General features: G+C 43.2%; 10 protein-coding genes and 1 pseudogene. 8 read left to right on the plus strand and 3 right to left on the minus strand.

Going from position 1 to position 10881, the window contains the following annotated elements; translation table 11 throughout:
- Positions 1-310: 310 nt before the first annotated feature.
- Both V7K49_RS10100 and V7K49_RS10105 read left to right on the plus strand, forming a co-directional pair.
- The gene (locus V7K49_RS10100) at positions 311-445 is read left to right on the plus strand and encodes a hypothetical protein (protein WP_335205440.1); all 135 of its coding nucleotides are present in this window, start codon (positions 311-313) and stop codon (positions 443-445) included.
- A gap of 77 nt (positions 446-522) precedes the next feature.
- A complete protein-coding gene (locus V7K49_RS10105) occupies positions 523-753 on the plus strand; it encodes an EF-hand domain-containing protein (RefSeq protein ID WP_335205441.1) in 231 nt (76 codons plus the stop codon).
- A gap of 389 nt (positions 754-1142) precedes the next feature.
- Here V7K49_RS10105 and V7K49_RS10110 read toward each other — a convergent pair whose 3' ends face one another.
- Complete coding sequence (locus V7K49_RS10110; RefSeq protein WP_335205442.1) at positions 1143-1361, minus strand: hypothetical protein; 219 nt, start codon at positions 1359-1361, stop codon at positions 1143-1145.
- Between the two features lie 939 nt (positions 1362-2300).
- On the opposite strand from V7K49_RS10110, the gene V7K49_RS10115 reads away from it, so the two are divergent.
- Complete coding sequence (locus tag V7K49_RS10115; protein WP_335205443.1) at positions 2301-2915, plus strand: hypothetical protein; 615 nt, start codon at positions 2301-2303, stop codon at positions 2913-2915.
- Between the two features lie 611 nt (positions 2916-3526).
- Here V7K49_RS10115 and V7K49_RS10120 read toward each other — a convergent pair.
- Together V7K49_RS10120 and V7K49_RS10125 are read right to left on the minus strand one after the other, a co-directional pair.
- Positions 3527-5020 (minus strand): SIMPL domain-containing protein, encoded by a 1494-nt coding sequence (locus tag V7K49_RS10120; RefSeq protein ID WP_335205444.1) that lies wholly within the window; start codon positions 5018-5020, stop codon positions 3527-3529.
- A gap of 104 nt (positions 5021-5124) precedes the next feature.
- A pseudogene (locus V7K49_RS10125) lies at positions 5125-5942 on the minus strand (IS5 family transposase).
- 196 nt (positions 5943-6138) lie between these two features.
- Here V7K49_RS10125 and V7K49_RS10130 point away from each other — a divergent pair.
- The 5 genes from V7K49_RS10130 (at position 6139) to V7K49_RS10150 (ending at position 10678) form a co-directional block, all read left to right on the plus strand.
- Positions 6139-6735: a sigma-70 family RNA polymerase sigma factor gene (locus V7K49_RS10130; protein ID WP_335070152.1), complete on the plus strand. Its 597-nt coding sequence runs from the start codon at positions 6139-6141 to the stop codon at positions 6733-6735.
- Positions 6732-7079 (plus strand): hypothetical protein, encoded by a 348-nt coding sequence (locus tag V7K49_RS10135; RefSeq protein ID WP_335205445.1) that lies wholly within the window; start codon positions 6732-6734, stop codon positions 7077-7079. Before V7K49_RS10130 ends, V7K49_RS10135 begins: the two co-directional genes overlap by 4 nt.
- Positions 7080-7091: 12 nt before the next feature.
- Positions 7092-7562: a Spy/CpxP family protein refolding chaperone gene (locus V7K49_RS10140; protein ID WP_335205446.1), complete on the plus strand. Its 471-nt coding sequence runs from the start codon at positions 7092-7094 to the stop codon at positions 7560-7562.
- A 4-nt stretch (positions 7563-7566) separates the two neighbouring features.
- On the plus strand, positions 7567-9120 hold the full coding sequence (locus V7K49_RS10145) for a DUF1800 domain-containing protein (RefSeq protein ID WP_335205447.1): 1554 nt from the start codon (positions 7567-7569) through the stop codon (positions 9118-9120).
- A 325-nt stretch (positions 9121-9445) separates the two neighbouring features.
- Positions 9446-10678 (plus strand): DUF1501 domain-containing protein, encoded by a 1233-nt coding sequence (locus V7K49_RS10150; RefSeq protein WP_335205448.1) that lies wholly within the window; start codon positions 9446-9448, stop codon positions 10676-10678.
- The last annotated feature ends 203 nt before the right edge of the window (positions 10679-10881 follow it).

The following is a 10881-nucleotide window of genomic DNA, read 5'->3' on the forward strand; positions in this document are numbered from 1 at the left end:
CAGTTGCGACGACACCCCGTAATGCGATTGCACCGATGAGACTGACGTTCCTCGCTCGTTGTTGAGGACGAGTCCCATAAGCTCTTTGTCCTGATTTATAAAAGTGATGAAATAAAGCTACGGTTAAATGTAGCGACCTGCAATTATAAATCCCCCGACCTGCAATCCTGACTTTTCACGGCATGTGGAAAAGGTTATTTTGAGGGTTTCTCAAACCCTAATTTTTACTTAATCTATTCTCATTAACTTAAATTTATTGATAATTAAGGTGTGGAAAAAGCCACGCTGTTTCCTGGTTTGAGGACTTACCGTGAAAAGTCAGCCGCAAGATGAGGAAGCGTTTCAATATTTTTTAAATGAAATGAGAAAAAAACCTGGTGTAGTAGTAAGCACAAGCGAACAAGTAAAAGTCGAACTTAAAAAGCGATTAGGAATAAGTGATTAAGTTTTTCTTAACTGTTCTTGCATCTTTGTCAAGATTTTGAGATAGTAAATTGAAAAATTGATTCAGATAGAAAAATTATGGCTACCGAACAAGAACTACAATCTCTTTTTAATACCTTAGATACCGATCAAGACGGTAAAGTCTCCATTAACGAGCTTTTTTTAAGCCCTGGCTTAAGTGCAGTCATCTCAGTAGAAACTGGTGTCAGTAGCCCCCAAGAACTGCTAGCTATGCACGGTGATAAAAACGGTAGCATCACATTTGAAGAATTGAAGCAAGTTGTTAAGGAAGCAGGGAATTTAAGTTAACTAACAACCATCTGTAAAAACTTACTAATGAATATGCGATCACTAATCTCAGTCAAGCAATTCTGATTAATCGTTGTCAAATCGTTGTAGGCTATGGGTTACAGGGTCTAAAGTCTGACAACGATTTGACAACGATTTGACGATGAAAATCAATCGGCACGAACGCGCCAAAGTTCTAACGCAGTCAGAGATACAGCTAATTTTCAGTGAAGGGTTAGACAATGACCGCGATCGCACTTGCGGGTCAATCTGAGGCTGAATGCTTTACTGTAGTTGCTTTTTGGTGAATGTCGTTTAAGTATCATTAACCGACATTTGACTCTTGCATCAGTACAGTGACTTTTTAAAAGTCACTGTACAAAATGGCTAAATTTCACTTAGGCTCATGGTTAGTAATACTGGTAATGACCCTTAACCCATACGCGGTGGTGATTTCTTCTTACCCAATGTCCGGCTATCCACCGCCGATGCTCCATCCGCCTCGCAATTAATGTTCCGGCTTGTGGCTTTTGAACATCTGGGTTAACTACTGAGAGTGCTGATACCTGTTTAGGCATGGAGGCAAGCAACACGGGTATTGCCACTATTGCTGCAATAATCCTGTTCATGAGTCTTTTCCCTTTACTGAACTTTTGTAATTAAGCCAGTTAATTTTTTGACTTAATTGTGATGAATTTAACTAGATTAATTGAATATTGTGTCATTCCTATGTCAAACGTGTATAAATTAAATTCTAACAAGAGTGCCATTTAGATCATTAGCAGCGACAGGTGACAACATAGCCAAGCTCGCAGCCGCCCCCAATATCTGCTCATCCCTCACTTCCCATCAGTGAGAGGTTAAGATAATTGCACGTTTGTCAAGAGGGTGCAGGTATTGGGGATAAATCCAGACTGGAGACTGGCTTTCGTAGGTATTTGACAACTCCTAAATCTTGATTTTCAATGGATACGCAAAGTACTTAATGGGGTCATCCGCCTTCCCTTTGTCAGTAGACCGAAAACTTTTGAAAGTTGACGAAGGAATAAGGGTTTGGTCCATCGTTTTCGGGGCTAGCGATCGCTATATGCGTGCATCCAGAAGAAAGGTGCTTGAAAGGTAGATTAGAAGCTGATTTTAGCTCCTTGTATTCCAAAGGGAAAATGAAGGACTAGTAAGGCTTCTGGAAAACTTTTCGGTCTACTGACTGTAGACCCTGTGATCCACAGCCTACAGGAATTTGACCTCTGAACAGTCAGAATTGCTTGATCTTATTAGCGATCGCGCCGATATTCTTCACTCCGCTAACTTTCATCTTTATAAATCTTGCAACAATGTCCTACTTGGATGTAAAAAAAATAATTTAACAATTTGCATAAAAAGTGTACTAACGTCTGAGAAAAGCTAGTGAGATGTTATTAACTAAGAGACAAAACAGGGTTTAAAAGTTTTTTTCTAACATTATGCCTTGAATGATATCTTGTGGCTAGAATGGCACGTATATACCCCGCTATTTTTGAAGGGGGTTCCCTTACAAATACTGTTTATAAGAATAAACAAGCAAAATCATGAAACTTCTGAAATTAGTAGGCACATTTTTGTTAGCAGGAGCATTTATAAGCGCTCAGACTCTTATCAGCATAACTTTTTCACAGCCTGCTTCATCACAGTCCATTAATCACAGTAAAGCGATTGAAGTACCATTTAAAATTTGCAGTTCATCCGAAATATGGGTGCGTCCTACTAAAGCAGAACAAATGAAGTTTCTGCTGTCTATGAAAGCAAGATATGATGATGTGACTAAGAAACCTGAGCGTTATGAAAGATGGTTCAGGTATAATATTTATTCGTTTACAACTTTTGGTGGTAGTTCGTTTTTTGATTATTCTAATCTTACGGGTTTCTGGTCACACAGCGATAATCCTGTATGGCAATGTGGTGAATCAAGGCATAAAATTAACACTGGAGAGATAGCTGAAGTCTGGGTTTTGCTGTACAGAGTAATAAGTATTAAGTGGGTAGGTAATCAATATCTTATGGTAGTTAAGCCTACAAAAAAAGGTTTTCAAAAAATTCAATTATCTAGACGAGAGGATCGGGATTCGCTTCCATTAAAAGTCATTACTGAAGACGGTAGCGAGATGAAAGTGTTACCCTTGTCACCCAGCAGGCAGTTTTATTAGAACTTACGCATCGGACATAAGTACTACACGCCATTTAATCAGCTATGTTTAGCATCTAGCGATTGCAAATAAGCGAATAAATAAGGGTTATGCGAAGCACCCAAAACGAACAAATACCGTTAGATATATTATGGCTAAATTTGTACAGTGCGTAAGTCCTACCTGTTATTAATATCAAACTGGTTATTGTAAATGTCTAACCAAATAAATACGGCATGGAAGCGATCGCTTGCTGGATAGGAGACGCGGCAACGCCGCCGTCGTTAGCAGCATAGCTGCCAGTCCTAAGCACCTGGGGAAAATTATTAGCCTTGCTATGAATCAAGCTGTCAGGGAAGGGAGACGCGGTTACGCTATCGCACCAATCGACACTAACAACCTATTAAATTTTAAAGCTCTTATAACATTTATATAACTAAATAACAGGATACTTAGCAGGCTAGATAACCTGACTTTTCACGTTATGTGGAAAAACCACGAAACACCTAACCCCCTTCCCGACGCTCTAAGGGGGAAATTCAAAGTCTCTCTCGTCTTAGAAGAGAGAAATAGAAGTGAGGTTTTCCAGATGACCTGAATTGTCAGGCTTGTGACAGTTGCGTAAGTCCTGATTAAGCAGATCGCTGCAATCCATTAAGAGCTAGATCGAGAGTATCTGCTGGATTTGGAGAATAAGCTATATCTAAAGAAACACTACCTTCTATCGTCTGAGTGCCACCAATTAAAGGAGTTCTAGTACCTGTTGCAAAAGCGTTATTTGTTGCATTAAACACCAGAGGAGATGGGCTAGGATTGTCAGCCGAGTTAATATTAATGTCAATAATCTTTCCGGGGGTTAACTTCAAGGTACTAAAAACAGCCCCAGCCTGAGCTTGGGCGTCTTTAACCGCTTCACTAAGAACCTGCAAACGTGCTTGCTGCGATGCTTTGTCTGAGGCAGTGAAGCTTATATTCTGTATTAGATTCGCCCCTGCTTGGATAGCTGTGTCAATTGCTGCCCCAGCTCGAGCCGTTGGTAACTCAAACTGAAGTGTGTTGAGTCCTGTAAAGCCAGTTAGGGTTTGAGTATTATCTTTATAGCTATAGACGGGATTTAGTTGAATAGATGTAGTTTGAAGTTCTTGCGCCCCAAGCTTTTGTAGCACATCAACTACTGCTGTTGAACGTTGAGCAGTTTCTTGTTGAACTTCGGTTGCGGTTTTTCCGTCTACTTGAATCCCCAATTGCACCTCAGTTAAAGTAGTGGGAACGGTGACTTCTCCTTGACCAGTAACTTTCAATATCTGAGCAGTGTTTGGATTAGTGTTACCAGTCAGGGGATCGACGATTGCAACAGCCGGCTTACTCGCACCTGTAAGATTATCAGTAGCCGAAGCGAGAGTAGCTGCTGAATTTGGAGAATAACCGATATCTAGAGAAACACTACCTTTTATCGTCTGAGGGCTACCAATTATAGGAGTTGTAGGAATATTTGCAACAGTGTTAATTCTTGTATTAAACACCAAAGGAGATGGGCTAGGATTGTCAGGCGAGTTAATATTAATGTCAATAATCTTTCCGGGGGTTAACTTCAAGGTACTAAAAACAGCCCCAGCCTGAGCTTGGGCGTCTTTAACCGCTTCACTAAGAACCTGCAAACGTGCTTGCTGCGATGCTTTGTCTGAGGCAGTGAAGCTTATATTCTGTATTAGATTCGCCCCTGCTTGGATAGCTGTGTCAATTGCTGCCCCAGCTCGAGCCGTTGGTAACTCAAACTGAAGTGTGTTGAGTCCTGTAAAGCCAGTTAGGGTTTGAGTATTATCTTTATAGCTATAGACGGGATTTAGTTGAATAGATGTAGTTTGAAGTTCTTGCGCCCCAAGCTTTTGTAGCACATCAACTACTGCTGTTGAACGTTGAGCAGTTTCTTGTTGAACTTCGGTTGCGGTTTTTCCGTCTACTTGAATCCCCAATTGCACCTCAGTTAAAGTAGTGGGAACGGTGACTTCTCCTTGACCAGTAACTTTCAATATCTGAGCAGTGTTTGGATTAGTGCTACCAGTCAGGGGATCGACGATTGCAGGAGCCTGCCCACTCACAACTGTGAGATTATTTGTGTTAGCCATCTTATTCTCCTTGCTTAAATGATGTTTGAAACCTGTTGATGTTTTAATCTAACAAGATGTCTGAAAACTTAGAGGGTGTTTGAAAAGTTTTGCGGGGTCAAATTTCATGCCAGTCGCCTCACCATGATCCGGATCATGGCAAGGTAAATAAACGTCTCCGATGTTTCTGGCAGAAGTTCATAGTCTCTGACCAATCGGCGACACCCCATGATCCAACCGAAAGTACGCTCCACCACCCAACGTTTTTTGAGCAACAGGAACCCCTGAGTTTCCTTCGGTCGTAGCACTACCTGCACAATCCAACGGCAAACGTCCATTACCCACATCATGAAGGCTGGACCATCAAAGCCGCCATCAGTCCAAATAGTCGTCAAGCGAGAAACCTTGTCAGCCATTCTTTTGACGCGCTTGAGTACTTGTTTGCCGCCATTCCGTTCTGGCACATTGGCAGCAGTGACGAGCACCCGCAGCACCAACCCCAACGTATCAACAGTCATAAACCGCTTGCGCCCTTTAATTTTTTTGCCTGCATCATAACCCACTGCTTCATATACCATCGCCGCACTTTTCACACTTTGGCTATCGATAATTGCTTCCGAGGGACTGGCATGACGCTGCTGCTCAATGCGAGTGAACTCGTGCAGATGGTCGTGTACCTTGACCCAGGTGCCGTCTTTGCGCCAATTGCGAAAATAGGTATATACCGCGGAGCCGGAGACGCTCCGCCTCCGGTCTGCCAGACAGGGAAATCACCTGGTAACGCTCGCCATCGAACTCCTTCAACCAGGATATAGAAGATCCCATTGAGAACTTCCCACATCTCGACTTCACGCTTGCGACCACCAGATTTTGGTTCTGGAATCATCTCACTGAGAAATTCATATTGGGCGCGGGTCAGATTGCTGGGGTAAGCTTTACTCATGTTGCTCTCTCAGTTCTGTGTTCTACGTATTCACAGTTTATACCTAGAGAGCTTTTTTACCCCTCAGCTGACTTTTCAAACACCCTCTTAGGCATCCAGTTACCTATGCCCAAACTTCTAACCCATTTGAACCTTTTTCGCATTCATCCGGTCTAATAAATACAAGCAACGAAACGGATAGGGGAGAGCGCCTCAAGTGTTAGTTGTGCCAGCCAAGGTTAATAAAGCAAATCAATTCATTAGCGAATCTGAAAGCGAATCTGACAGTTATCTAGTACAGCAGTGCTTGCGGGGTGATACCCAAAGTTACGGTCAACTTTACCGACGCCATCAGCAAAGAGTGAGGTCAATCCTTTACAAACTATGCACTCCAGCCTCACTCGATGATGTAGTGCAGGAAGTGTTTCTGCAAGCCTGGAAAGGATTGCCCAAGTTTCGCCAAAAAGCAAAATTCTCCACTTGGCTGTACCGAATCGCTTGGAACTTGGCTTATGACCAACGACAGGCAGATGTTAAAAGGCGAACTCAATTACAGATTCTGAGTCAAAAAACTCCTACCCAACAGGAAGCTCCAGAGTTAATGAATCTGCATTATCAAGACCTTGTGCAACGGGGACTAGCAAACCTAAGTTTTGACCATCGCACGATATTGGTTTTGCATGATTTGGAAGAAGTACCTCAAAAAGAGGTAGCACAAATCCTAGATATTCCCTTGGGAACAGTCAAGTCACGCCTATTCCACGCTCGTGCTGCTATGCGTCAATTTCTCCAAAATCAAGGAGTACAGTTATGACTCAGCTCCCTAATGATGATCCTGACCTAATTAATTTTCTATGCCAACATCGCCCAGAAGTTCCGCCAGCCTCACCTGATTTAGAACAACAAATTTTACAACAGGTGAAAACTTGGCATCAGCCACCCTTACGCCACTATTCAAGACCGAGGTTAGTTTTACCTGCTCTTGTTGCTGGATTAGTAGCTGCTATAGTTGGCTACCGCGCCTTCATACCGGCTCAACCGAGTCCGGCTGAACTTGCCACATTGCAAAATTTTATTGAAAGCAATTGGCAAGGTACAGTCAGTAACGAACATCTGGAAAGTGATGTATGGCATTTTACAGACTTAGATACTGAATAGGAGATCGCTTTGATGTTAATCCGTCGTGTTTCCATTTTGGCGGTGGTGATGATTACTGTTGGTAGCACTATTGCTCTGGCCAAGCCAACTTTACTTTCACGCCAAGTCATTGCCCAAACCCCCACAAGTCTACCTCGTCCAAATCGTGGTCAATCAGGGGGATGGCTCAAAGATTTGAATTTGACATCCCAGCAACTACAACAGATTAAGGAAATTCGTCATCAATCTAAACAACAGATAGCCCAAAAATCACAGGAGATACGTCAAGGACAACAGGAATTACATGACCTGATAGCAGGGACAGCTACTAAAGAGCAAGTGCGGGGTAAATATAACCAAATTAAGCTTGTAAAGCAGCAGCTTGCTGATACCCAGTTTGAAAATACCCTTGCTATTCGGGAAATCTTGAACCCAGAGCAACGACAGAAATTTGCCGAACGGATGTATAAGAAAAATCCTCCACCCGCAGCACAACACAATTAACTCTATGAATGTCAAGCCGAAATATTGCGTGTTGTTGCTGTTGATCTTACTGGGAGGAATTGACCCCAGTCATGCAGCCTCCACAACTGTTGACCCAAAAGTATTACATATAATTAATCGCCTCAGCTTTGGCCCTCGTCCCGAAGATGTACAAAGAGTGGAGTCTATGGGTGTAGAGCGATACATTCAGGAGCAACTCTCACCCGACTCGATTCCCGAACCACAAAGTCTCACCAGCCAACTAAAGCAGCTAGATACTCTCCACTTGAATCCGGTGGAACTTTTAGAATATGGCAGAACTAATCTCCCAGGACAAAAACCCACCCAGTCGGAAAGAAAAGCTGCCAACAAGTGGGCGAAACAGGTTCTAGATGAGGCTGTCCAGGCGCGATTATTAGAGGCAACTAGCAGTCAGCGCCAACTCCAGGAAGTGATGGTGGACTTTTGGTATAACCATTTTAATGTGGATGCTGCTAAAGGACGCGATCGCCTTTGGGTGGGAGCTTATGAACAACAGGCGATTCGACCTTACGTTTTGGGTCGCTTTCGTGACCTGTTAGGGGCAACCGCTCATCATCCAGCCATGCAGTATTATCTAGACAACTTCCAAAATCGGGCTGACAGCCGCCCTGATGCCCAAGGTAATATTCGAGGTTTGAATGAGAACTATGCCCGCGAACTGATGGAGCTACACACTCTCGGCGTAGATGGAGGTTATACTCAGCAAGATGTGATTGCTCTGGCGCGGATTTTAAGTGGTTGGGGTTTCAGTCGTCCCAGTCAGCAGACAGGTAATACTTTCGGATTTTACTTCAACCCAAAGCGTCACGATTTTAGCGACAAAGTTTTCCTGGGACACACAATTAAAAGCGGTGGTGAAGCCCAAGGGGAGGAAGCTTTGGATATTTTGGCTCGAAGTCCGGCCACTGCACGTCACATCAGCTATCAGATAGCTCAATATTTTGTCAGCGATCTTCCCCCAACTACTCTGGTAAACAATCTCACACAACGTTATCTTGCCACTGATGGCAATATTCGGGAGGTTCTCAACACCTTATTTCACAGCCGGGAATTCTGGGATGCCAAAAACTTCAATGCCAAGTTTAAAACACCCTATCAATACGCTATCTCTGCGGTGAGAGCCACAGGTGTGGAAGTGGAGAACACAAAACCCATCTCCAATCTGCTGCAACAGTTGGGAATGCCCTTATACGGTTGCCAAACTCCAGACGGTTACAAAAACACAGCAGATGTCTGGTTAAATCCTGATGCAATGAACCGTCGCCTCAGCTTTGCATCAGCGATCGCTAATGGAAATTTACCCTTATCAAGCATCCCCCCAAATATGGAAGAGAGGGAAAGAACACCAGGACAGGAGAAAATCGGCACAGGGCAAGGACTTTTACAAAAGTCTCCCAGTATTCCTGTAGATGCTTGGCAACTAACTAATACATTGGGCAATTCTTTTTCAGTGAAAACGCAAAAGGCGATCGCCTCTAGTTCCCCTCAAATCCATAGTGCTTTAATTTTGGGCAGTCCAGAATTTATGCATCGGTAGGAATAAGAATTAAATAACATACAATTTATGTCCCTGGCTTACCTCACCCTCAATCCCTCTCCTTATAAAGGAGAGGGAAGCTAGAAACAGGATGAAGTTTTGCATTTTATTTAATCCACGTTCCTTAGTTACACAATTGTGAAGTTATCAAACTCAAATCATTAAGGCTTCAAAGGTTACGCCTGAGAACAGCAGTCTCTAAAGACCTGGGTTGCTGACATAGCAGTTTTAGCCCAGATATAGCTCAGAGTAGATATTTCTATGTTTTTACAAAGGACTTGTATTCTACCGAATTTAAAACAGCGATAACTCAGTAATTTTAATTATGAAAAGACGTAACTTCCTAATCCAAGGTGGAATTTTTTCAGCTTCCGCAATTACAGCCCTAAGCAGCAATGCTTGGATAGCTAGATCCGCTACCCCAAACAGTGACCAGAAGCGCTTGATTGTAATTTTCCTCCGGGGGGCAGTAGACGGTTTAAACGTCGTGGTTCCTTACTCAGAAACAGCTTACTATCAAGCCCGACCGCAAATTTCTATTCCCCAACCAGGGAAGGAAGGGGGAGCAATAGATTTAGATGGACGCTTTGGGTTGCATCCAGCATTAGCTTCTTTGATACCCGAATGGCAGCAGAACAATTTGGCATTTGTTCACGCTTGTGGTTCTAGCGATCCAACTCGTTCTCACTTTGATGCTCAAGAATACATGGAAAGCGCTACCCCTGGTGACAAACATACTCAGGATGGTTGGATGAATCGTTTACTAAGGGTAATTTCTCAAAAAACACCCATCCAAGCAGTAAGTGTGGGAGAAACAACACCTTGGATTTTTTCTGGACGGATGCCTGTAGCTAACATCGCATCAGGGAGAAATGCTAACAGACCTTTGCCAATAGATCGTCCTCAATTAGCAGCAGCATTTGACCAACTTTATGGCGGTAATGATGCCTTAAGTCAGACCTATCACCAAGGACGGATGGCGCGTCAGGCGATCATGAATGACCTAGATAGTGAAATGAATTTGGCGAATAATGGTGCGCCTTCACCTGATGGCTTCGCCAGTGATGCCCAACGATTGGCGCAACTAATGCTCAAAGACCCCAGAATTGAGTTAGGGTTTATGGCTTTAGGAGGTTGGGATACTCATGTCAATCAAGGTAGCACTCAAGGACAGTTAGCTCGGAACTTAAAAAAATTGGGTTCCGGTTTGACCGCTTTGGTCAAAGGTTTGGGGAGCGTTTACCAGAATACGACAATTGTCGTAATGTCCGAGTTTGGCCGTACAGTCAAGCAAAATGATAATGGTGGTACTGACCACGGTCATGGGAATGTGATGTGGGTTTTGGGCGGTAATATTCGCGGTGGTAAAGTTTACGGTGAGTGGCCTGGTCTATCTACAGCCCAACTTTATCAAGGTCGGGACTTGGCTATTACTACTGATTTTCGGGATGTTATCTCTGCTGTGTTATCAGATCATCTACATCTGAATGAAGCAAAATTGAATCAAGTGTTGCCAAATTACGCCTCTACTCAGAAAGTAGCATTAATTGTCAAGTAAGCAATTATTCGCCAAGACAAGAATTTACCGGATAGCATTTTGTCAACTGTTCTTCTAACAGTTAAAGGGCGGAATGTAAGCTATGACATTACACGTTAGGGCTAATACGCAATACGGTTCGGTTAAGCCAAAAAGCAGATAAACTGAGGGTTATCACCCAAGTGTACTGAGATTGAATGCAACTCAAAGAATTCTCACTGATC

It is taken from the genome of Nostoc sp. (assembly GCF_036919675.1).
Taxonomy (GTDB): domain Bacteria; phylum Cyanobacteriota; class Cyanobacteriia; order Cyanobacteriales; family Nostocaceae; genus Nostoc.

Excerpts from the sequence above, each read along its gene's own strand:
- V7K49_RS10150 (WP_335205448.1), top strand. The coding sequence starts at position 9,446 with ATGAAAAGACGTAACTTCCTAATCCAAGGTGGAATTTTTTCAGCTTCC.
- V7K49_RS10145 (WP_335205447.1), top strand. The coding sequence starts at position 7,567 with ATGAATGTCAAGCCGAAATATTGCGTGTTGTTGCTGTTGATCTTACTG.
- V7K49_RS10115 (WP_335205443.1), top strand. The coding sequence starts at position 2,301 with ATGAAACTTCTGAAATTAGTAGGCACATTTTTGTTAGCAGGAGCATTT.
- V7K49_RS10120 (WP_335205444.1), bottom strand. The coding sequence starts at position 5,020 with ATGGCTAACACAAATAATCTCACAGTTGTGAGTGGGCAGGCTCCTGCA.
- V7K49_RS10110 (WP_335205442.1), bottom strand. The coding sequence starts at position 1,361 with ATGAACAGGATTATTGCAGCAATAGTGGCAATACCCGTGTTGCTTGCC.
- V7K49_RS10105 (WP_335205441.1), top strand. The coding sequence starts at position 523 with ATGGCTACCGAACAAGAACTACAATCTCTTTTTAATACCTTAGATACC.
- V7K49_RS10140 (WP_335205446.1), top strand. The coding sequence starts at position 7,092 with ATGTTAATCCGTCGTGTTTCCATTTTGGCGGTGGTGATGATTACTGTT.
- V7K49_RS10135 (WP_335205445.1), top strand. The coding sequence starts at position 6,732 with ATGACTCAGCTCCCTAATGATGATCCTGACCTAATTAATTTTCTATGC.